At 62.2% G+C, this 21,761-nt stretch carries 20 protein-coding genes and 3 pseudogenes; 13 read left to right on the top strand and 10 right to left on the bottom strand.

Annotated elements, in window-relative coordinates; genetic code table 11:
- Window positions 1-95: 95 nt before the first annotated feature.
- The 3 genes from AC3WOY_RS12170 to AC3WOY_RS12160 all read left to right on the top strand — a co-directional run bounded on the left by AC3WOY_RS12170 (window position 96) and on the right by AC3WOY_RS12160 (window position 5,929).
- Window positions 96-2,828, top strand: a complete 2,733-nt coding sequence (locus tag AC3WOY_RS12170; RefSeq protein ID WP_492424061.1) for a bifunctional diguanylate cyclase/phosphodiesterase — start codon at window positions 96-98, stop codon at window positions 2,826-2,828.
- An 85-nt stretch (window positions 2,829-2,913) separates the two neighbouring features.
- Entirely contained in the window at window positions 2,914-4,410 is a 1,497-nt protein-coding gene (locus AC3WOY_RS12165; protein WP_492424059.1) for an ATPase domain-containing protein, read from the top strand.
- Window positions 4,400-5,929 carry a hybrid sensor histidine kinase/response regulator gene (locus AC3WOY_RS12160; protein WP_492424057.1) on the top strand — a complete coding sequence of 510 codons (1,530 nt, stop codon included), beginning with the start codon at window positions 4,400-4,402 and terminating at the stop codon, window positions 5,927-5,929. The genes AC3WOY_RS12165 and AC3WOY_RS12160 overlap by 11 nt, the downstream gene beginning before the upstream one ends.
- 188 nt (window positions 5,930-6,117) lie before the next feature.
- Here AC3WOY_RS12160 and AC3WOY_RS12155 read toward each other — a convergent pair whose 3' ends face one another.
- From AC3WOY_RS12155 to ku, 4 genes and pseudogenes are all read right to left on the bottom strand, one after another.
- Window positions 6,118-6,411, bottom strand: coding sequence for a hypothetical protein (locus AC3WOY_RS12155; protein ID WP_492424055.1), 294 nt, complete (start codon window positions 6,409-6,411; stop codon window positions 6,118-6,120).
- A 106-nt stretch (window positions 6,412-6,517) separates the two neighbouring features.
- The gene (locus AC3WOY_RS12150; protein ID WP_492424053.1) at window positions 6,518-7,249 is read right to left on the bottom strand and encodes a type 1 glutamine amidotransferase domain-containing protein; all 732 of its coding nucleotides are present in this window, start codon (window positions 7,247-7,249) and stop codon (window positions 6,518-6,520) included.
- Between the two features lie 82 nt (window positions 7,250-7,331).
- A pseudogene (gene ligD / locus AC3WOY_RS12145) lies at window positions 7,332-8,989 on the bottom strand (non-homologous end-joining DNA ligase).
- 9 nt (window positions 8,990-8,998) lie between these two features.
- Window positions 8,999-9,880, bottom strand: coding sequence for a non-homologous end joining protein Ku (gene ku, locus AC3WOY_RS12140; protein WP_492424051.1), 882 nt, complete (start codon window positions 9,878-9,880; stop codon window positions 8,999-9,001).
- A gap of 196 nt (window positions 9,881-10,076) precedes the next feature.
- Here ku and AC3WOY_RS12135 point away from each other — a divergent pair, with 196 nt between their 5' ends.
- Window positions 10,077-10,994 carry a Tim44 domain-containing protein gene (locus AC3WOY_RS12135; RefSeq protein ID WP_492424049.1) on the top strand — a complete coding sequence of 306 codons (918 nt, stop codon included), beginning with the start codon at window positions 10,077-10,079 and terminating at the stop codon, window positions 10,992-10,994.
- A 114-nt stretch (window positions 10,995-11,108) separates the two neighbouring features.
- Here the strand turns inward: AC3WOY_RS12135 and AC3WOY_RS12130 are convergent, their stop codons facing one another.
- The 4 genes from AC3WOY_RS12130 to AC3WOY_RS12115 all read right to left on the bottom strand — a co-directional run bounded on the left by AC3WOY_RS12130 (window position 11,109) and on the right by AC3WOY_RS12115 (window position 13,687).
- A complete protein-coding gene (locus tag AC3WOY_RS12130) occupies window positions 11,109-11,306 on the bottom strand; it encodes a DUF3079 domain-containing protein (protein WP_492424047.1) in 198 nt (65 codons plus the stop codon).
- Between the two features lie 2 nt (window positions 11,307-11,308).
- Entirely contained in the window at window positions 11,309-12,712 is a 1,404-nt protein-coding gene (hemN, locus tag AC3WOY_RS12125) for an oxygen-independent coproporphyrinogen III oxidase (RefSeq protein WP_492424045.1), read from the bottom strand.
- A gap of 73 nt (window positions 12,713-12,785) precedes the next feature.
- The gene (locus AC3WOY_RS12120; RefSeq protein ID WP_492424043.1) at window positions 12,786-13,406 is read right to left on the bottom strand and encodes a hypothetical protein; all 621 of its coding nucleotides are present in this window, start codon (window positions 13,404-13,406) and stop codon (window positions 12,786-12,788) included.
- Window positions 13,407-13,435: 29 nt separating this feature from the next.
- A complete protein-coding gene (locus AC3WOY_RS12115; protein ID WP_492424041.1) occupies window positions 13,436-13,687 on the bottom strand; it encodes a heavy-metal-associated domain-containing protein in 252 nt (83 codons plus the stop codon).
- A gap of 204 nt (window positions 13,688-13,891) precedes the next feature.
- On the opposite strand from AC3WOY_RS12115, the gene AC3WOY_RS12110 reads away from it, so the two are divergent.
- Window positions 13,892-14,413 carry a hypothetical protein gene (locus AC3WOY_RS12110; RefSeq protein ID WP_492424039.1) on the top strand — a complete coding sequence of 174 codons (522 nt, stop codon included), beginning with the start codon at window positions 13,892-13,894 and terminating at the stop codon, window positions 14,411-14,413.
- A gap of 55 nt (window positions 14,414-14,468) precedes the next feature.
- Here AC3WOY_RS12110 and AC3WOY_RS12105 read toward each other — a convergent pair whose 3' ends face one another.
- Window positions 14,469-14,882 (bottom strand): hemerythrin domain-containing protein, encoded by a 414-nt coding sequence (locus AC3WOY_RS12105; RefSeq protein WP_492424037.1) that lies wholly within the window; start codon window positions 14,880-14,882, stop codon window positions 14,469-14,471.
- A gap of 88 nt (window positions 14,883-14,970) precedes the next feature.
- On the opposite strand from AC3WOY_RS12105, the gene AC3WOY_RS12100 reads away from it, so the two are divergent.
- Window positions 14,971-15,225 (top strand): hypothetical protein, encoded by a 255-nt coding sequence (locus tag AC3WOY_RS12100; protein WP_492424035.1) that lies wholly within the window; start codon window positions 14,971-14,973, stop codon window positions 15,223-15,225.
- 24 nt (window positions 15,226-15,249) lie between these two features.
- On the opposite strand, the gene AC3WOY_RS12095 is transcribed toward AC3WOY_RS12100, so the two are convergent.
- Window positions 15,250-16,419, bottom strand: coding sequence for a DUF4382 domain-containing protein (locus AC3WOY_RS12095; RefSeq protein ID WP_492424033.1), 1,170 nt, complete (start codon window positions 16,417-16,419; stop codon window positions 15,250-15,252).
- A 168-nt stretch (window positions 16,420-16,587) separates the two neighbouring features.
- Here AC3WOY_RS12095 and AC3WOY_RS12090 point away from each other — a divergent pair, with 168 nt between their 5' ends.
- The 7 genes and pseudogenes from AC3WOY_RS12090 to AC3WOY_RS12060 all read left to right on the top strand — a co-directional run bounded on the left by AC3WOY_RS12090 (window position 16,588) and on the right by AC3WOY_RS12060 (window position 21,735).
- Window positions 16,588-16,884, top strand: coding sequence for a hypothetical protein (locus tag AC3WOY_RS12090; protein WP_492429281.1), 297 nt, complete (start codon window positions 16,588-16,590; stop codon window positions 16,882-16,884).
- Between the two features lie 143 nt (window positions 16,885-17,027).
- Window positions 17,028-17,357, top strand: a pseudogene (locus tag AC3WOY_RS12085) (tripartite tricarboxylate transporter permease); the annotation flags it as partial.
- Window positions 17,353-17,634, top strand: a pseudogene (locus AC3WOY_RS12080) (type 2 periplasmic-binding domain-containing protein); the annotation flags it as partial. The pseudogenes AC3WOY_RS12085 and AC3WOY_RS12080, both read left to right, overlap by 5 nt.
- A 320-nt stretch (window positions 17,635-17,954) precedes the next feature.
- Window positions 17,955-19,040, top strand: a complete 1,086-nt coding sequence (locus tag AC3WOY_RS12075; RefSeq protein WP_492424031.1) for a porin — start codon at window positions 17,955-17,957, stop codon at window positions 19,038-19,040.
- 13 nt (window positions 19,041-19,053) lie between these two features.
- Window positions 19,054-20,088 (top strand): ABC transporter substrate-binding protein, encoded by a 1,035-nt coding sequence (locus AC3WOY_RS12070; protein WP_492424029.1) that lies wholly within the window; start codon window positions 19,054-19,056, stop codon window positions 20,086-20,088.
- A 61-nt stretch (window positions 20,089-20,149) separates the two neighbouring features.
- On the top strand, window positions 20,150-20,971 hold the full coding sequence (locus AC3WOY_RS12065; protein WP_492424027.1) for an ABC transporter ATP-binding protein: 822 nt from the start codon (window positions 20,150-20,152) through the stop codon (window positions 20,969-20,971).
- Entirely contained in the window at window positions 20,968-21,735 is a 768-nt protein-coding gene (locus AC3WOY_RS12060) for an ABC transporter permease (RefSeq protein ID WP_492424025.1), read from the top strand. Before AC3WOY_RS12065 ends, AC3WOY_RS12060 begins: the two co-directional genes overlap by 4 nt.
- Window positions 21,736-21,761: the final 26 nt, after the last annotated feature.

Genomic DNA, 21,761 nt, shown 5'->3' with positions numbered 1-21,761 from the left:
TTCGGTGGGCGGTCGCGTTTCTTAGTTTCAGTTAAACCTTCAGCAGGCAGCGCTGCTTGCACGCATACGGCGCCTGCACCACGACGCCATCATTCATGAACGATTCGGACATCGGGACGCCCGAAGCGCCCCGCAACGCCGCAACGACCACGCAACCCGGGTTCCCCAGGAGAAATGCGCGCGCCATCGTCCTCTGGCCGGCCGCCGCGCTCCTGCTTGCCTGCCTTCTCTGGGGCGCGATCCTTTCCATCCTGAACCGCGACCATGCCAAGGTCCGTGACGACGCAAGCCGGCAGGCGGAGTCGCTTGCGCGCGCCTACGCCGTCCAGCTGGAACGGACCGTCGGTTACATCGACCAGCTCACCCTGCGCCTGAAGCACGACTGGGAAGATCCCTACGTCATCCTCAACCTGGAGCGCCAGCAGGAGCGCGGCCTGTATCCCGACAACGGCCAGCTCTACGCCAGCGTGGCCGATAGCAATGGCGATGTTGTTACGAGCACGCTGCCGCTGCCGCAGCGCCTGTCCTTAGCCACGCATCCGAATTTCCTGGAGCACAAGGCGGGCGAGTCCGGACTATTGATAGCAGGACCCGAGATATCCAAGCGGCTTGGCGTGCCCGTGATTCGCTTTACCCGGCGGCTCGAAGATATCGACGGCAACTTTGCCGGCATGGCCATGATTTCAGCCCAGCCGGCTTTCCTCGGGACCTTCTATGACGAAGCCGTGCTGGGGCGCGATGATTTCGTCTCTGTACGCTACAGCCGCGGCCCCATTCTCGCCGTCACGGCCAATGGCCGGACCACCAACGGGCACCAGTTTTATCGTGACGACCCGGTGTTCAAGACGCCGGCAGGTTCGGAAGTGGAGGGAGCGGGCCGATTCCGGGACGGCCAGTCGCGCATCGTGGCCTGGAGACAACTGGGCCGCTACCCCCTCGTTGCGCTGGCTGCCCTGTCCGAAAAGCAGGTATATGCCGCGTATAACGCCACCGCCCGTCGCTACTTCGCGCTTGCTACCGCCGGGAGCCTGTTCCTGTTCCTGTTCGCCAGCATCGGTACGGCACTTTCCGCCCGGCTTGCGTGGCGCCGCCAGAAGGAGCATGAGGTCCGGGAAACCTACCGGCTCGCGGTCGATGCTGCCAAGGAAGGTTTCTACATGCTGCGCCCGCTCCGGGACGGCAGCGGCAAGGTCACCGATTTCCAGGTGGCCGACTGCAACGAGCGCGGCGCGGCGCTGGTCGGCATGAGCAAGGCCGGACTCATCGGCCGTACCGTGGCGGAGCTGCATGCCGAGGATTATGCGCAGGCTGCGCTGGAGCGGTTGCGGCAGGCAATGGAGGAAGGCTATTACGAAGACGAGGTGCGCGTGTCGAGCCGCAGCATGCTGAAGGTCGATTGGGTGCATCGCAAGCTGGTGCGTTCCGGCGCCGGCCTGGCGATGACCATCCGGGATATTTCCGACATCAAGGCGCACGAGCAGGAACTCACCAACATGGCCAACGCCGATGCCCTGACCACCCTGCCCAACCGCCACTGGCTGACCAACTACCTGCCCATCGCCATCGACCAGGCGCGCAGCAGCCATCACAACCTGGCCGTCCTGTTCATCGACCTCGATGACTTCAAGAACATCAATGACACCCTGGGGCATGTGGCGGGAGACGAACTGCTCAAGGCGGCGGCCGACCGGTTGCGCTCGCTGGTACGCGGCAGCGACCGGGTAGTGCGCCTGGGCGGCGACGAATTCACCATTGTGCTGGACCAGGTCAGGCGCGTGGACGATGTTGCCCGCGTGGCACGCCTGATCATCGAATCCCTCGACGAGCCGTTTTCCGTCGCGCATTCGAGCGGGCACCGCGTGCATGCCTCGATCGGCATCAGCATGTACCCGCAGGACGGCCAGGACGGCGACACGCTCCTCAAGCATGCGGACGTCGCCATGTATGCGGCCAAGGCCGCGGGCAAGGGGCGCTACCAGTTCTACCAGTCGCATCTGTCGGACCGGCTGGTCCTGCGCATCAACCGGGAGCAGGCGCTGCGCCAGGCGATCGAGCGCGACGAATTCGTCCTGCATTACCAGCCTCGCGTCGATACCGCCACCGGGAAACTGTGCAGCATGGAAGCACTGGTGCGCTGGCAGCATCCCGAACGCGGCCTGGTGCCGCCGATCGAGTTCATCGAGGTCGCGGAAGATACCGGCCTGATCCTGCAGCTCGGCAGGAGCGTCATCGAGAAGGCCTGCGCCCAGATCGCGCAGTGGAAGATGGAAGGCTTGCCGATCGTGCCGGTCTCGATCAATGTCTCGGCACTGCAATTCAACGACGGCCACGTCAGCGATTTCCTCGCCGGCTCCATGCGGCGTCACGGCGTGGACCCGTCGCTGGTCGGGGTCGAACTGACGGAGTCCTGCATGGCTGGACAGGACGATACGGTAACCGGCGAACTGGACGGACTGCGCCGTCTGGGCGTCAAGCTGCTGGTGGACGACTTCGGCACCGGTTATTCGTCCCTGTCACAGCTGCAACGGCTCAATGTCGACATCCTGAAGGTCGACCGCGCTTTCACTGTCACGTTGTGCGACGGCGCCGAAGGAAAGGCGCTGTTCAAGGCCATCGTCTCGATGGCCGATGCCCTCGATATCAGCATCGTTGCCGAAGGGGTGGAAACCGAAGAGCAGCTCCACGCTCTGCAGATGCTCGAATGCGACGAAGTGCAGGGTCACTTCGTGTCCCGGCCAGTCCCCGCCACGGAAATGGCCGGCCTGATGATCAAGCGATTCCTTTTTCCCGAGGAAATCTCGCACCCGCATGGAACCATGCCGGCTTGATCAAGTGCATGCAGCCCTGCGCGGCTTCATGCAAAATGCTGGAATACTTTCCTGATCGCAGCCCGTGTGGACGGAGCCAGACACCATGCCCAGTGAACAGAATACCGATACCTTCATCTCTACCGGCGTTCCCGGTCTCGACGAAATCCTGTGCGGCGGCCTCACGCGGGAACGTCTCTATCTTGTCGAAGGCCAGCCCGGCTCCGGCAAGACAACGCTCGGCCTGCAGTTCCTGATTGAAGGCGTGAAGCAGGGCGAGCGCGTGCTGTACATCTCGCTGGCGGAAAACGCCTCCGAGCTGCGCGCCGTCGCCGCCTCGCACGGCTGGTCGATGGACGGCATCCACATCCACGAGGTAATCCCCAGCGAAAGCCTGCTTGATCCGAAGGAACAGTACACCATGTTCCATCCTTCCGAGGTGGAACTGGGCTCTACCACGCAGGAGATCCTGGCTGCGGTGGAATCGTTCAGGCCGAGCCGCGTCGTGATCGACTCGCTTTCCGAACTGCAGCTCCTGGCCGACAACGCCTTGCGTTACCGGCGCCAGGTGCTCGCGTACAAGCAGTTCTTCGCCAACCGCGCCTGCACCGTTCTACTGCTGGACGACCGCACGGCGTCCAGTGCCGATCTCCAGGTGCACAGCATCGCCCATGCGGTGATCATGCTCGAGCAGAAGCCGAAGGAATACGGCGTCGACCGCCGGCGCATCCGCGTCGGCAAATACCGCGGCGTCAATTTCCGTGCCGGCCTCCACGACTACGCCATCGTGCGCGGCGGGCTGATCGCTTATCCGCGCCTGGTGGCGTCGACTTCCCGCGTCACGGCGCGCCGGCAGCAGTTCGTCTCCGGACTGCCTGAACTGGACAAGCTGCTCGGCGGTGGCATCGAGGAAGGCACCAGTACCCTGATCTCCGGCCCGCCGGGAACCGGCAAGTCCTCGCTGGCGGCTCAGTTCGTCTCGGCCGTGGTCGAGCGCGGTGCGCGCGCCGCGATGTTCATCTTCGAAGAATCCGCCAACAACCTGATCAACCGCGCCGAGGGCCTTGGCATGAAGCTGACGCAGCCGCTGGAAACGCAGCTGCTGACCATCCAGCAGATCGACCCGGCGGAACTTCCGCCCGGCGAGTTCGCGCACAACGTGTGCGCCGCCGCTGAGCAGGGCGCGAAGGTCATCGTGATCGACAGCCTGAACGGCTACCTCAGCGCGATGCCGGACGAGCGCTTCCTGACCACCCACCTGCACGAACTGCTTACCTGGCTCGGCCAGCGCGGCGTTGTCACCATCCTGGTCGGCGTGCACCAGGGCCTCATTGGCAGCAACAGCACGGCCAGCGTGGATGCCAGCTACCTTGCCGACAACGTTCTGCTGTTGCGCCACTACGAGGCGGATGGCGAAGTGCGGCAGGCGGTGTCGGTCTTCAAAAAGCGCGGCGGTCCGCATGAGCGCACGCTGCGCGCGTTTTCCATGTCCAGCGAAGGCATCCGCGTCGGGCCGGTGCTGCGCCAGTTCCACGGCGTCCTGACCGGTGTGCCGACCATCCGCGACAATGCCGGGGACGTCGGGATTGACAATGACAACTGATCTGCACGCGCTGGAATCGCGGATTCTGCTGTTCGCCCCGACCGGGCGGGACGCGCAGCTTGCGCAACGCGTGCTTGAGGCGGGGGGCATGGCGAGCGTCATCTGCAACACGACGCAGGACGTGCTGGCCGAGCTCGAACGCGGCGCGGGCGCACTGCTGGCGCAAGAGGAAACATTGACGCCGGCCGCGCTCAGGCTGCTCGGAACGTGGGTGGCCGGGCAGCCGCACTGGTCCGACATCCCGATTCTCGTGGTGACGCACCAGGGAGCTGATTCTCCGGGCCTGCAATCCGTGATGGATACTTTGCGCAACCTCACGCTGCTGGAACGGCCGGTGCGCACGCGCGCCCTGATCAGTTCCGTGAAATCGGCGCTCAATGCGCGCATGCGGCAATACCAGGTGCGCGAGGCCGAACAGCGCAAGGATGAATTCATCGCCAGCCTGGCGCACGAACTGCGCAATCCGCTCGCGCCCATCCGCACCTCGATGAGCGTGCTGTCGCTCATGTACCCGGCGGCATCCGGCGTGAGCAAGGTATGCGATGTGGTGGAACGGCAGATCGGACACCTGACGCGGCTGGTCGACGACCTGCTCGACGTGGCGCGCATCACCAGCGGCAAGATCGTGCTGCAACGGGATCCGGTCTTGCTCTCCTCCATCATTTCCCATGCGATGGAGATCTGCGCGCCGATGCTGGAAGGAAAGCCGCACGCGCTCCATGTGTCGCAGCCGCAGGAAGACATCACGCTCGACGTTGACCCGGTGCGGCTGGTGCAAAGCCTGGCCAACGTCCTCGGCAATGCGATCAAGTTTACGCCGTCGCCCGGCAGCATATCGCTTGCCGTCGAGGTGCACGACAGGAATGTCAGCTTTCGCGTCCGGGACACCGGTATCGGCCTGGAGCCGGCGGCGACCGAACGAATCTTCGAGATGTTCGCCCAAGGCATGCCGGCGCATGCGCGCGCGCACGGCCCCGGCGGACTGGGGATCGGCCTCAGTCTCGCCCGGCGCTTTGTCGAAATGCATGGCGGCACGCTCACCGCGGCAAGCGAGGGACCCGGCAAGGGCAGCGAATTCACCATGACCCTGCCGGTCGTGACCGATCCCGGCAGGCGCCGTGAGACAGCCGGCGCGCTGCATCCGCCGGTCGCCGGCAACCGGCGCGTGCTGGTGGTCGACGACAACCGCGACGGCGCCGACATGCTGCAGCAATTGCTCGAGGCCGACGGCTTTACCGTCGATGCCGTCTACAACGGTCCCGATGCACTGCAAGCCGCCGCCGCGCGCCTGCCGGACATTGTGGTCATGGATATCGGCATGCCCGGCATGGACGGGTACGAAGCAGTGCGTCATATTCGCGCACTGCCCGGCGGCAAGGGTATCCTGATCATCGCCGTCACCGGATGGGCACAGGACAGCGCCAAGCTGCAATCGCGCGACGCGGGATTCGACCACCATCTGGTCAAACCGGTCCGGCTCGACCAGATCCGGTGCTTCCTCGAATCCAAGCGCGCCTGAGCGCCCTATTTCCACCGGATCTTGTTGTCGCGCAGAACGTGTGCCGATAATCGCGCCTATCCTGAGCTCGTCGTACGTTCTCCTACAAGACATGGATCCGGATTATCTCGTCATCAGGGAAGACGAGGCGGAGGACACGCGCGCGTCCGGCATCATGGACCGGACGGGCGCGCGCAGTGTGGATGACTTCAGTTCATGGCGACGCCACGAGGGGTGATAACGGAAACGCTCAACCGGCATTTGGCGCGGCGGTCGCCCATGAGACGCCGCAATTCATCGATGCTGATGCCGGTCGCTTCATGCATCAGCAACAGTATCGAACCGCCAACCGGCATGCGGCATGCGCGGATGTCGCCGATGACATTGCGCGCGACCTTCAGCTTGCGGGACAGGGCGCCATCGCTTGACACGCCAAGCCGTGCATTGATGATGTTGAGAAGCTTGTTGGGATCGTAAGAAGAGAGAGTTGCTGCCTGGATCATTGCTTTCCTTGCTCATGAAATAACAAACATGGGAGTGCATTGACTCTTCGATAACGATGAAGTTCCCTCTTCCGGCAGATTCCAGGCAGCAAGCTGGGGCATGTGCTTATTGCGTCGCCGCCTGCCGTCGCTTGTTGACCGCCATGATGCCCGCCCCGACCACGGCCACGCCGACGAGCGTGCGGAGTGAGGGCCGCGGAATGAAGCGCATTGCGGTCGTTGCCAGAGCCGGCGGCGCCTCGCGTTGCGGATCGGAAAACATCGAGTGGGCAACGTTGTCCGTGACCGGCGCCGTTTCCGCAAATAAGGCTGTCATTTCCTTGATGAAGGGTTTGAGGTCTTGCGGACTGCGGCTCGTCACCCAGTTGCCGTCGCGCACCACGGCCTGGTCGAGCCAGACCGCGCCGGCATTCACCATGTCATCGCGTACGCCCGGCCAGGAGGTCATGGTCCGTCCTTTGGCAAGTCCGGCCGAGGCAATCACCCATGGACCATGGCAAAGACTGGCGATCGGCTTGCGCGCGGCGTCGAACGCGCGCACGAAATCGCGTGCCGAGGCCGACTGGCGCAGCAGGTCGGGACTCATGAATCCACCGGGAATCAGCAAGGCATCGTAATCGGACGGGCTGGCTTCCTCGAGCGTGCGGTCAACCTTGATGCGGCTCGCCGGTTCATGCAGGTTGACGCCGCGAATGCTGCCGGAGCGAAGCGAAATGATGTCGACTTCCGCACCCTTCGCTTCCAGTGCCTTCAGCGGAAGCGTGAGTTCGATCTTTTCAAAACCGTCCGCGGCGAGCACCGCTACGCGGCGGCCGTTCAGTGAAGTGCGTTCAAACATAGGTGACTCCTTCGTTGTATCTGATCGGGTGATGCGCAGGATCAGAGCGTGGAACGGCTGGAATAGTTCGTCTTTCTCTGGATCAATCGAGCCCCAGCTTGTTCCGCATGGCCTTGCCCAGCGTCTGACGCATGGTGGCGTAATCCTTCCACGGATCATCGTGCAGCGTTGAGAGTCGTCCGGGCAGCGTTGCAATCGTCCATTCCGCCGCGCCTTTGATGGTGTCCAGTTCATCCCGCGCAATGGGCACGGCGACAGGCAGGCCGGGTCTTGCGCGCACGGAGTAGGGCGACACGGTGCTGGCCTGCCGCTTGTTGCGCAGGTAGTCCACGAAGATCTTCCCCACCCTGTTTTTCTCGCCCATCTTCGCGCTGAAATGCCGGGGCAGCGTCGCCGCAAGATGGCGCGCCACCGCCTGCGAGAATGCGGATACCTCGTCCCATGAGTGGCGGCGCGCGAGCGGCACGACAAGATGCAGTCCCTTGCCGCCGCTGGTCTTCAGGAAGCTTTGAAGGCCGAGTTCGTCGAGCACGACGCATACCAGCCGCGCGCCTTCGACCACTTTCTGCCAGGGCAGGGATGGATCGGGATCGAGGTCGAACACCATGCAGTCCGGGCGCTCGATGCGATCCGCCGTGGCATTGCAGGTGTGCAGTTCGATCGCACCCATCTGCGCCGCGCCGATCAGCGCATCCGTGCTGCCGATCACCATCAACGGATCGTGGTCCGGATCGAGGGCGGGATCGAGCGTGCGCATGCCGGGAATGGCTGTGCGGTTGATGTGCTTCTGGAAGAAATGCTCGCCGGTGACGCCATCGGGGCAGCGCAGCAGGTAGACGGGCCTGTCGTGCAGCCAGGGGAGCAGGTAATCGGCAACCTGTTCGTAGTAGCGCACGAGATCCAGTTTCGTCAACCCGCTCGCCGGATCGATGACACGCTCGGGATGCGTCACCTTCACGCCATGCACCTTTGTTCCTGCGCCGGCAGTTTCGCCGTCCAGTCCTTGCCGTCGCGCGTGAAGAGCTTCACCTCGTCGCCGTCGACGCGCGCCAGCAGCCGGTAGCCGTCGAACTTGATTTCATACATCCAGTCGCCCGTACGCGGGATGTCACCGACCAGTGTCGCCAGTTGCGGCACGAGCGTGTCGGGAAGGGCAGACGGCTTGCGCGAGACGAGCGCGGCATCATCGGTCTTCGGTTTGCGCAGCACGCTGTCCGGTTCCGCTTCTGTAATGTCGTACTCCTTCGCGCTGCGTGCCGCCTCGTCCTTCTCCTTGATCAGCAGCCATTGTTCCTTGCTTCCGCCGGGCAGGCGCGTACGCACCAGGTTCCATCCGCCGTGCAGCTTCTCGCCGTCGAGCCGGAACTTGATCTTGCCCGCCTTGTAGGCGGCGACCGGATCGCCCTGCGGTTCCCAGGTGCCGGTGTCCCATACATCGACATGGCCGGCGCCATACTGCTTCTCCGGAATGTCGCCCTCGAAATCGATATAGTCGAGCGGATGGTCCTCGACATGCACCGCCAGCCGCTTGTCCGAAGGATCGAGGCTGGGCCCCTTCGGCACCGCCCAGCTTTTGAGCGCGCCGTCCATCTCGAGGCGGAAGTCGTAATGCAGCTTGCGCGCATGGTGCTTCTGCACGACGAAGCGCAGGCGTCCGGCCGGCTCGGCGACTTCACCCTTCGGTTCAGGCGTGATCCGGAAGTTGCGCTTGGCGTGATAGGCGGACAGCTTTCCCGGCATGGCGATGCATCAATGAACGGACTTCGAGCTGCGCGCATTCGCACGCTTGCGAGGCGGAGGCGGCGCCTTTTCCTTCTTCGCCGCAGCCTTCGGTGCCGGCGACTTTCCTTGCAGGCTCTTGCGCAGCAGTTCGGTGAGATCGACCACGTTGCTGGTTTCCTCCGGCTCCTCGATCTTCACCTCGGTGATTTCGGTCGCCATGCCGGCGTCGAACTTCTGCTTCACCATCTTCATGATGTCGTCGCGGAAGGTGTCCTTGAACTGTTCTGGCTGCCATGCCTCGGCCATGCTTTCGATGAGTTGGGTGGCCATCTGCAATTCCTTGGGCTTGATGGCGACGCCTTTCAGACCTTCTTCCGGCAGGTCGAGGTCATCGGCGCCGCGTACCTCGGTGGCCCAACGCAGGGTGTTGAGCACGATCGCCTGCGGCGTGGCGATCAGCGCGGCGAGATGCTGCTTGTTGTGCAGCACGACGAGCGCGACGCCGATCTTCTTTGTCTTCAGCAGGGCTTCGCGCAGCAGTGCATAGACCTTTTCGCCGCCCTTCGTCGGAGCGAGATAGTAGGGCGTTTCGAAGAACAGGAAATTGACGTCCTCCGCCTCGGTGAAGCCGACGATATCGATCGTGTGCGTCGACTTGACGTTGGCCGCCTTGATTTCCTCGTCCGACAGCACGACGTACTGGTCCTCGTACTTGACTGCCTTGACGATGTCGTCCTTGCCGACTTCCTCGCCGGTGTCCTTGACGACGCGCTTGTAGCCCACCGGCTTGAGCGACTTGCGGTGCAGCCAGTCGAAGTCGATTTCATCCTGTTTCGATGCGGGATAGAGCCCCACCGGCGCGTGCAGCAGGCCGAAGCTGATCGCGCCTTTCCACATGGTTCTTGCCATGACGGCCATCCTTCAAACATGTAATGTTGACTGTTTGACATGCGGCTCAGGCGCAAGTTCGGTCGGGTGAATTTCCTGTTTTATCGAAGTAAATATCTATATTTATTCGCTTTTTATAATTATGGCGGCGCTTTACCATGTAGCTCGTTGTGAATGGCTCGATGCCTTCACACGAATTTCAACTCTCGGAGGAAACATGAAGAAATTTCTGGTCACCCTGATGGTCGCGGTCAGCGCGCTGTCGGTTGTCGTGTCCGAAGCCCAGGCGAAGCGCATGGGCGGCGGCGGTTCGGTCGGCAAGCAGTCGCAGAGCGTAAGCCGCCAGCAAGCCGCACCGATGCAGAACCAGCAGGCCGCACCCGCGGCAGCTACCGCGGCCAAGCCTGCAGCTCCTGCTCCCGCTCCGGCCGCCAAGCCCAGCATGTGGAAGGGCCTGCTCGGCGGCGCCCTGCTCGGCCTCGGCCTCGGCGCACTGCTGTCGCACCTCGGCATCGGCGGCGCACTGGCCGGCATGATCAGCACCATCCTGATGGTCGGTCTGCTTGCAGCCGCGGCATTCTTCATCTACCGCATGCTGACCAGCAAGAAGAACGGCGCACAGGCAAAGAGCGCATTCCAGCCGGCAGCCGCCGGCACGGGCTTCGCCACGCCTGACATCGGTTCGCGCATCGAACCGGCTGCACTGCAGTCGCCGTCCGCTGCTGCTGGCGCTGCTGATGTGGACGGCGCGCCTTGGGGCATCCCGGCCGACTTCGACACCGCGGGTTTCCTGCGCCACGCGAAGACCTACTTCATCCGCCTGCAGGCGGCATGGGACAAGGCCGACGTGAACGATCTGCGCGAATTCACCTCGCCGGAAATGTTCGCCGAGATGAAGCAGCAACTGCTGGAGCGCGGCGCATCGGCGAACCACACCGACGTCGTGTCGCTGGACGCGCAGCTGTTGGGCATCGAAACCATCGGCGACGAGCACCTCGCCAGCGTGCGATTCACCGGCATGATCCGCGAAGTGGAGAATGCACCGGCGGAACAGTTCACCGAGGTGTGGAACCTGTCCAAGCCGGCATCCGGCAATGGTGGCTGGGTACTGGCGGGGATTCAGCAAGTGTCCTGAACGCGGTCACAGTCGCGAGAATTGCCAGGGCAGTTACAGGCCCTGCACGAAAAACCACCGGTCGGACGATCGGTGGTTTTTTTTCGGCTGACATCCATCCCTTGGGGCCGGACGTCAGCTATCGGCCGTCTTGGCCGGCTCCTCAGGCGCGTCCAGCCCCCACTCCTGCCAGCCTTCGCCGAACAGCTCGACCGGATGCTGGGTACGCTCCGAGCCGTTTCCGCAGGCGAGCGAATCGGATGGGCAATACTTGTCGCATCCCCAGCAGACGCGCTCGGGATGTTTGGGATTGACAGGAAACTTCTTGCTCATGCCTAGATCAATTTGGAATACGTCGACGTCGTCGGCTGCGCCAGATACTTGTCGAACGTCATGCCGACCGCGCGCACGAACAGTCGGCCCTTGGTGGTGACGCGGATGGCCGAGGGATCGGTCGTAATCAGCCCCGCGTCCTCGTATTGCCGCAAGACGCCCATCTCGTGCGCGAAATAGTGCTGGAAATCGATGTCGTACTGGCGGTTGATGGCTTCGATGTCCAGCGGCGCGCTGCACATCAGCGTCATGATGATCTGGCGCCGCAGCAGGTCGTCCTTGCTCAGCTCGAATCCTTTTTCAACTGGCAGCCGCCCGGCGTCGAGTGCCGCGTAATACGCAGTCACGCTGCGCACCGACTGGCTATAGGAATTGCCGACCTTGCCGATGGCCGACACGCCGAAACCGATCAGGTCGCATTCGGCGCGCGTGGTGTAACCCTGGAAGTTGCGGTGCAGCGTGCCATCGAGGCGCGCCTTGTTCAATTCCTCGTCCGGCCTGGAAAAATGGTCAAGGCCGATATACACATAGCCGGCGTCAAGAAGACGGCGCGTCGACATCATGAAAATCTGCAAGCGGTCTTCCGCGGACGGAAGGTCTTCGGCGACGATCAGGCGCTGCGCCTTGAACCGGCTCGGCAAATGCGCATAGTTGTACAGCGCGATGCGGTCCGGCGCGACCTGGATAAGACTGTCCAGCGTGCGGCTGAAGCTTTCGAGGGTCTGCTTGGGCAAGCCGTAGATCAGGTCGGCGTTGATCGACTGGAAATTCGCCTTGCGGCTCTCGGCCACCGCGCGCTCCACCATTTCGAATGGCTGGATGCGGTTCACCGACTGCTGCACCGCCGGATCGAAGTCCTGCACACCGAAGCTGTTCCGGTTGAAGCCAAGGCCGGCGAGCATGGACAGCGTGCCGTCACGCACCGTGCGAGGATCGATTTCGACGCTGAGTTCGGCGTCGGGCGTGAACGTGAAATGCTTGCGCACCATGTCCATGAGCTGGCGCAGCTCGTCGGCGTTGAAGAATGTCGGCGTTCCGCCTCCCAGATGCAGCTGGACCGTCTTGCGATCCGGACCGAGATGGGATGCGACCATCGCCATTTCCTTGTCCAGGTAGCGCAGGTACTCGGTGACGCGGCCATGGTCCTGGGTGATGATCTTGTTGCACGCACAGAAGTAGCAAAGCGACTCGCAAAACGGCAGGTGCAGGTAGACCGACAACGGCGGGTTGCCGGTACGCGTGGAACGTTGCGCCAGGTAGGTGTGGTACGTCTGGTCGTTGAATGCCGTATTGAACCGGTCCGCGGTCGGATAGGAAGTGTAGCGCGGTCCCGGCTTGTCGAACTTGCGGATCAATTCTTCCGAAAGTTCGATGTCTGGCAGGGTGTGCGTGACGGACGTAGCCATATGAATACCTCGCAATTCATTCGCCAGGATTCCGGCGAGTGCCTTGCGACATCTTACTCCAGTGACCGGTTCCCTACAGGCAGGGCATCACCTCTGTTGCAGAAATCATTTCCGGGTCGTCGGCATGGTCGATCAGGATGCGCCGCACCCGTTCCTGCCAGAGCGCTGAAAATTCCGACGTTTCCTCCTGCGTAGCCAGGCCTTCCAGAATCTTTCTCAATAATTTCCCGGTCCGCGGGTCGGCATCGACCCTGTTCAAATGCGTGGCCAGCTGAACGGATGTCCCGTTGTCGAGCCGTTCGAACGATACCTCACCTTCCAGGTCGCAAGAAAAATGCATCAGATTCTGCCGCCCGAAATGTCCGCCGATGCCCTTGAATCCACCCAGGCCGGCTGCGCCCGTCACAAGGCTGACAACGTTTCCGATGACACCTGTCACGCCTTCGTCCATGGCAGCGGAGAACCGCACCTGGAGTTCGCCGCGTTCGGGAGTCCGGTCCGGATACAGCAATGCAAGCGCGCGCCGCGTCATGAGATAGGCGCCGGCAACGGTCGGGCAGGAATGCCCAGCGAGACGTACCGCGTCGATGTAGTGGTAGGTGATGAGGCCATCGTCGCAGGCCCCGAGAAACTGCGCGAGGCCGTCGTACACGGTGATGGCGGGGACATGGTCGAAAAATGCGGGGGTGTTCATGATCCGTGGAGAAATCCGTTGCGCAGGATTCAGCTGCCGCAACTTCCGCAGCACATTCCCTCTTCTCCGTGGGCACGTTTCACACCAAAGCCTGCCCGTTGCAGGGCCGTCCTCACCTCTTGAAGCGAGGTAACGTCATCGTCAAAACCGATGTTGATCGTCCCGGTCGCGGTAGTGATTGCAACCTTGCTCACCCCGTTGATTGCATTGAGCACGCGTGCGGCTTCCATGGCGCTCGTTTCGTCCAATGCACTCGACAATGACAAATTTTCAGTTTTCATACTGTTCCCTCATGTTTGAAAAATAACCGGCTGACGTATCGGTACGACATTACTCTAACATAACATCTATTTTAATTGAATGTTTAAACTCGCCTTTTTCACATCATGCCGGCTCGCTTTTTTCAGGCCGATGTTCAAGAAAACCGAATCACGGAAAACTGGTCAAAACTGTCGTGCTACAGCTGATGTGACGGAGAGACGCTTATGGGAATCCGCACTTCCATTGACGATGTTGCGCTGGAAGCAGAATTCCTGTTCTGGAAGGCGCAATTCGTGTTGTCACTATGGATCGCAGCGACGTTTGCGGCCGTGACAGGTGTACTCATCGCATTTTGGCCGGCCGGAATGGGCGATGCCCAGCTTCGCGCCTTTGTCCGGGAAGTGTGGCCGCCGTTCGTCGAATTCGCGTTGTGGTTCGGCTTTCTCATTGGACTGCTCTGGGCGGCCGCGCGCCGCATCGGTTGCGCGTTTGCCGGCACTGTTCCATGGGAAAAGACGGAAGATACCCGTCCATTCGCCGCGCGACGATTTCTCGGACAGGCGGCGTGTTGCCTGGCATTCGGCGCATCGTTGCTATGGATGGCGCAGCAGTTAACCCTTCATATCGGCGGTGATTATTCCGGCTTGCTGCAACTGCTGGCCCAGGCAGTCCGCGGCGGTTTTGCATTGGCCGGAATGTGCGGACTCCTGGCCATCGGCCCGGGGCTGATCAAGGGGCATGGATGAATTTGCGCAGCGTTCCAGTCCGGATGCTTGTCATCGCCGTACGTGGACATGTCCACTAAATACCCTCGATGGCAGGATAGAAGTTCAAGTCTTCCTGGCGAATGCGGGCATGCAGCTTCTTGAGCACGATGTTCGCTTCAGCCCGGAATCCATCGGGATCCTTTGCGACATTGGAAGCCGTGTTCCATTTGCGCGCGAACTCTTCGTAACTCTTGGCGATCGTCTTCATGTCTTCCTGGTACTGGTTGCCCAGGCTCGCCACTGACGCGCTATGGCTCGATCTCAGGGCGGGATAGAGGACCGTGTCCTCGACGCTGAGGTGAAGCTTGATCTTCGAGCTCATGGAAACCACGCCGCGCGCAATTTCCCGCGCATTTTCAACAATCCCCGACAGTGCATGCCGGCGCAGCGTGTTAATGCATTCATAAATCTCGACGTGCTGGTGCTTGAATTTATCGATGTTCATCATTGCTCCTTATCAGTACCAGCACATTGTATGTTTCCAAATTTAAACATTCAAGTAAAATGCATCTTTTAGTAGGGTTATGAATTCGCATATGAAATCACTTGAAAAGACAGCAATGCAGACGAGCAATGAGAGAAAGGCGCCAGTGCTATCACCCGGCGTCTGGAGTACGGACGACTACATTCGCCGGTGGGCGAAAAGCCAGGGAATGGATGGCGAATGCGTCGTGCAGCTTCAAAGCCTGCACGATGAATGGAGCGCGAAGATCAATTTCGATCGCGCCGGGCATCCGGTTGAGCGACGGAAATCATCAGGCGGGAAAATGCTCACCGGCCTGGGCCAGTGAGCATTCCTGCGTGCTGATGGAGACTTACTTCACCAGTGAAAAATTCCGGGTCAGGTTGGCGCCGGCCAGGTCGATATCGGCCGATTGCGTCTGGTAACCCGTAGCACCGGCCTGCAGCGCATATTTCCCTGCGAGCGCGGTTTGCGCCGTGAAGCTGATCGGCAGCGTGCTGCTGTATTGACCGTAGCGCGGCGCGGCCAGGGGAAGCGGCAGCGCGTACTCCCCGGTCGTGCCATTGGCCGCGACATACCTGATCGATGCCACCGGTCCGCCGCTCACCGCCTGGAAGGCGGTCACGCTTCCTTCGGCATCGGCCGGCAGCACCGTTCCGGATACCGACCCCATGGTGGAGGTGGCGGTCAGCAGCGGGGCGGCACTGGTGCTGAGCGCAGTCGTGCCCTTGGCGGCGACAGGGACGGCGTTGATGATGTCGGTTGAGCGGGATGTTCCTGTCACGACTACCACGTAGTTGCCTGCTTCCAGCGGCGCAAGCGAGAAGAATCCTTCGCTGTCCGGCACGGTGCTGCGCACCACGACACCGTTGAGCTGGGCGCTGACGGCGGTTTGCGGGCCGACGGCGTTCTTCTCGACGTAACCGTTGATCGTGCCGCTGCTGACCATCGGAATCATCCGGATAACCGGTTTGAGGCCATAGCTTCCATTGCCGCGCGTGACGATGGATTTGCAGGCGTCGAAATCGAGCGCGATCTCTGTGGTTGCGCCGCCGGTGACTTCAAAGTTGCCGTTGAGCTTGATGCCGCTCTGCACGCCGCTGGGCGTGGCCAGCGCCACTTCGGTGCCGCCGGTCGGCACGATGGAGTTGGCGAGGGTGGTGCCGGAGTTCGGGACCAGCACCAGGCGGATCTGGTTGTAGGTGCCGGCAGGGAGGCTGGTTTGCCCGAGGTCTTCGAGCTTGCCGTTGACGAGATTGAGCAGGTCGATCTTGCGCGGCGTGGTCAGTACGATCTCCGACCAACCGGAATCTCCCTCGGCGGCGTCGCCGCCCTTGTGCACGCGCACCTTGCTCACGGTGACAAAGACGTTGTTGAACCCGCAAGCAGGAGCATCGGTGAGCGACACCTTGAGCGTGCCGGCTGCCACCGAAGTGTCACCGCCGCCGCCACCCCCGCATGCAGCAAGCAGAACAGCACTGGACAGACCGGCAATCAGAATCGGGGTATGCATAGTCTTCATATATTTCTCCTCGTCCATGGCACCTGTTTTACTGCTGGAAATATAGGCAGGATGGGTGGAGATTTCGACTTTTGTTGCAAATCGAAACAATGAAGACACAAGCTAGGCCTTGTCCAGCAGCTTCCGGATCTTCGTAATGTTCTTGACCGTGATCCGCGTGCGCTCGCCCTGTCTTCCGGCAAGCGGCTCGCGGGTGTCGAGGTGCCGACGCTCAAGGAGCAGGGCATGGACGTCAAGCTGGTCAACTGGTGCGGCATTGTTGGCGCACCCAGCATCACGGCCGACCAGCGCAAGGCGCTCGCGATGGCCGTCGACAAGGCGGTCAAGTCGGCCGAGTGGGCCAAGATCCTGAAGGCACGCGGCTGGGATGACGCCTACCTGCCGGCCGATCAGTTCGCCGTGTTCCTGAAGAGCGACCAGGCGCGGGTCAAGGATGTGCTGACCTCCATCGGACTTGCAAAATGACGAACCCCGCTGCGCAAAAGGTGCCCGCCTGGCGGGAGCCGCTGGTCGTCGGCATGGTGTTGCTGGCGCTGGCAACGCTGACGGTCGTCGATGCCTTCAGGGTGACAAGCGGCACCGGCCCGGGCGTCGGGCCATCGGTCGCCATGAAGCTGATCGGCGTCTTGCCCGGCATCAGCCCGTCGCTCACGGTTGCGCTGCTGCTTCCGGTTACCTTCAAGCTCGACCCGACCGGATCGATCATCATGTTTGCCGGTATCTACTTCGGCAGCATGTACGGCAGTTCCACCACCGCGATCCTGATCAATACGCCCGGCGAAGCCGCCTCGATCGCGACAGCCATCGAGGGGCACAGGATGGCGCGCACCGGCCGTGGCGGACCGGCGCTGGCGACGGCGGCAATCGGTTCGTTCGTTGCGGGAACCATCGCGACATTCGGCCTTGCCGTGCTGGCGCCGACCATCGTCGAACTCGCCGACCGTTGTCGATACCTTTGTTGCCGAGTCGCTGGAAGTCGCAGCAGGCGTGCGCCAGCAGCTGGAATCGGACTGCGCCCGGTTTGCCGGCCTGCGGCTGCTGCCGGAACGTTTCATGGTTATCCAGCAGGCCATGGCGACGCCCAAGAGCCGCCCCGCCCATGTCGTCGATTACCTCGCTCGGTTTGTGGAGGAAATGAAGGCGTCGGGATTCGTGCGCGAATCGCTTGGACGTCACGGCATTGAAGGGGCGTCTGTTGCACCGCCGCGCAGGTAAGCACGCTTTCGGCGCGACCAGGGCTGCGCCGAAGCAGATCGAGTGACACCTGCCCGGTCGGTGCTCCTTCCTGCCGCTGGTATAGGTGGGGCCGGAGCGCTTCTCATGCGGCGCGGGCATTTGAACCTTTCAATCATCCGGATAGCAGCGCGCACCCCGATGGCGCACGGGCGGTGTGAGCTGCTTTCGTTTCTTGTCCTGCATCAAGAAAACTTGCACCAAAAGAATGATTTCCACCGGGCATGCCAATTGCTGAAGGGGAAACATGCTGCCGCAAGTGCAAGGCGCGGCGCTGTTTAATCCATCAACAAGGACTGGAAATGAAAAAAGCACAAGCGGCACTGGGACTTCTGGCATGTGTGGCAACAGGGAGCGCGCTGGCGCAAACGAATATCACCGTCGGCGGGCTGGTCGACATGTTTGCCGGCTCCATGAAGAACAGCGGCGACACTGGCCGCAAGGGCGTTGTCGGCAGCGGCGGCATGACGACGGCGTGGTGGGGATTCAAGGGCACGGAAGACCTCGGCGGCGGCTTGCGCGCGGAGGTTGCGCTCACCGGGTTCTATCGCGGCGACACCGGCGAGATCGGCCGCTTCGGCGGCGACAACCTGTTCTCGCGCGACGCCAACGTCGGCCTTGCCGGCGGCTTCGGCAAGGTGCAGTTCGGCCGCGGCCTGGCGCCGCAATTCCTGCCGACGGTGCTGTTCAATCCCTTCGGCGATTCGTTTACCTTCTCGCCGCTGGTGGTCAACGCCAACGTGCCCTCCGGCCCCTTCGGCGCGCGCACCTGGACCGCCGCCAACGCGGGCGACACCGGCTGGAGCAACCAGATCATCTACACCACGCCGAAGATCGGCGGCCTGAGCGCCAACCTGCATTACCAGTTCGGTGAAGTCGCCGGGGCGACCAGCCGCAACAACGTCGGCGTGAACGCGCTGTACTTCAACGGCCCGCTCGGCCTCTCTGCGTTCTATCACGACGTGCAGGTTGCCAACCCCAACCCGGGGGCGATCATTGATGTCACCACTGTGCCGTTCAGCGTCGCCTCGATCAACCAGCAAAAGACGGCCTTCGTCGGTGCGAGCTACAACTTCAACGTGGCCAAGCTGTTTGCCACCTACCAGCGCAACAAGGATGAAACCACCACCGCCGCGACCATGACCGACAAGCTTTACAGCCTCGGGCTCTCGGCCCCGGTCGGCCAGGGTTCCGTCCTGCTCGGTTACGCGAACACCAAGCGTACCGGGTCGCTCGTCGGCGCGGACCGCAAGCGCAACACGCTGTCCGTAGGTTACGACTACATGCTGTCCAAGCGCTCGGACCTCTACACCATCGCCATGAGCGACAAGATCAATACCGCTTCGCGCGCGACCAGCTTCGGCATCGGCCTGCGCCACAAGTTCTGACGAGGAGAGACACATGCATCCGACACGTTTGCACAAGTGGGCCGCCGTCCTTCTGCTATGTGCCGCCGCGCTGCCCGCGCTGGCGCAGGAAACCAAGGTCAGGTTCCAGCTTGACTGGCGCTTCGAAGGGCCGTCCGCGCTCTTTCTTGTCGCCAAGTCGAAGGGGTACTTCGCGCAGGAAAAGCTGGACGTCACCATCGATGCGGGCAATGGTTCCGGCAATGCGGTCAACCGTGTCGCCTCCGGCACCTATGACATGGGATTCGCCGATCTCGCGGCGCTGATGGAGTTTACCGCCAACAACCCGACGGCACCGGGCAAGCCGGTCGGCGTGATGATGGTGTACAACGACACGCCGGCGGCGGTGTTCGCACTGAAGAAATCCGGCATCAAGTCGCCGGCCGACCTGACGGGCAAGAAGCTGGGCGCGCCGGTATTCGACGCCGGCCGCCGCGCCTTCCCCATCTTCGCCAAGGCCAACCAGCTCGATGCGGCCAAGGCGACCTGGGTGAGCATGGACCCGCCGCTGCGCGAGACCATGCTGGCCAAGGGCGATGTCGATGCCATCACCGGTTTCTACTTCACCTCGCTGCTGAACCTGAATGCGCGCGGGATCAAGGACGAGGACATCGTCGTCCTGCCCTATCCCAATCATGGGGTGAAACTGTACGGCAACGCGATCATTGCATCCGATGCCTTCATCAAGCAGAAGCCGGAAGGGGTGAAGGGATTCTTGCGCGCCTTTGCGAAAGCGGCGAAGGATGTGATGGCCAATCCGGAGGAGGCGATCAAGGTGGTGAAGGAGCGCGATGGCCTGATCGACGAGAAGCTGGAACTGCGGCGGCTGAAGCTGGCTATCGGCAGTTCGATTGCCACCGCGAATGCGAAGGCGGAAGGCTTCGGGCAGGTGTCGCCGCCGCGGCTGTCGCTGATGGCGTCGCAGGTGTCGGATGCGTTCAATACCAAGACGCGGGTGGATCCGAATGCGGTGTGGAATGGGTCTTTTCTCCCTTCGAAAGTGGAACTGAACGTCTTCCCTGGCAAGTGAGCGACTCCCCCTCTCCCGCCTGCGGGAGAGGGGAGCAATGTGCGACAACAGGATTACTACCATGCTCTCCCCAACAAAGCTCGTCACTCCCGCCGCCGAAGTCAACACCTTCGTCGACTTCCGCCACGTCTACCTCGCCTACGGCGAATCCTCCGAATTCGCCGTGGAAGACATCAACCTGCAGACCCGCCACGGGGAATTCATCGCCATCGTCGGTCCCTCCGGCTGCGGCAAGTCCACCTTCATGAAACTCGCCACCGGCCTGAAGCCGCCGACACGCGGCAAGGTAATGGTCGATGGCGCCCCGGTCACCGGCCCGCTCAAGTTCGTCGGCATGGCCTTCCAGGCTCCCACGCTGCTTCCCTGGCGTACCACCCTCGACAACGTTCTGCTGCCCCTGGAAATCGTCGAACCCTACCGCAGCAATTTCAAGCGCCACAGGCCGCAGTACGTGGAGCGCGCGCTCGCATTGCTCAAGACCGTCGGTCTCGAGGGGTATGCGGACAAGTATCCGTGGCAGCTTTCCGGCGGCATGCAGCAGCGCGCGTCGATCTGCCGTGCGCTGATCCACGAGCCCAAGATGCTGCTGCTCGACGAGCCCTTCGGCGCGCTCGATGCATTCACGCGCGAGGAGTTGTGGTGCGTGCTGCGCGACTTGTGGAGCGAGCGCAAGTTCAACGTCATCCTGGTCACGCACGACCTGCGCGAGGCCGCTTTCCTCGCCGACACGATCTACGTGATGAGCAAGCGGCCAGGACGCATCGTGGCGCGGAAGGAGAATCCCCTGCCGCAGCCGCGCGACCTGGAAGTGACTTACACCGAAGCATTCACGGAACTGGTGCACGAACTGCGCGAACATATCGGACGGGTACGAAGCACATGAATACCAAAGCCATCAAGACCTTCGCTCCCTGGATCCTGCTGCTCGCCATCCTGGTCCTCTGGCAGATGATCTGCAGTGCCTTCCAGGTGTCGGAATTCATTTTCCCCAGCCCGTATGCCATCGGCGAATCGCTGGTCGAATACGCCGGTCCCATCGGCGGCCATGCGCTGCGCACCTTCTGGGTGACGATGGCCGGTTTCGGCATCGCGGTGGCGGTCGGCGTTGCGCTCGGCTTCCTGATCGGTTCGTCGCCGCTACTCTATGCGGCGGCCTATCCGCTGATGACCGCCTTCAATGCCTTGCCCAAGGCAGCCTTCGTCCCGATCCTCGTCGTCTGGTTCGGCATCGGCGCCGGGCCGGCGATCCTGACGGCCTTCCTGATCTCGTTCTTCCCGATCATGGTCAACATCGCCACCGGGCTGGCGACGCTGGAGCCGGAGCTGGAAGACGTGCTGCGGGTACTCGGCGCGCGGCGCATGGATGTGCTGCTCAAGGTCGGCTTGCCGCGATCGATGCCGTATTTCTTTGCCTCGCTGAAGGTCGCCATCACGCTGGCCTTCGTCGGTTCCACCGTGTCGGAGATGAACGCGGCCAACGAGGGCATCGGCTACCTGCTGGTGTCGGCGGGCTCGGCGATGAAGATGCCGCTTGCCTTCGCCGGACTGGTGGTGATCGGCGCCATGGCAATGGCGATGTACGAATTGTTTGCTGTCATCGAACGGCGGACGACAGGATGGGCGCACCGCGGGGCCAGCGCGAAATAACGCGATTGAAAGGCGGCCGAAAGCTT

It is taken from the genome of Noviherbaspirillum sp. FW303-A3 (assembly GCF_058788695.1).
The sequence above is the reverse complement of the archived record's forward strand: the minus strand, read 5'-3'. Positions and strand labels throughout refer to the sequence as shown.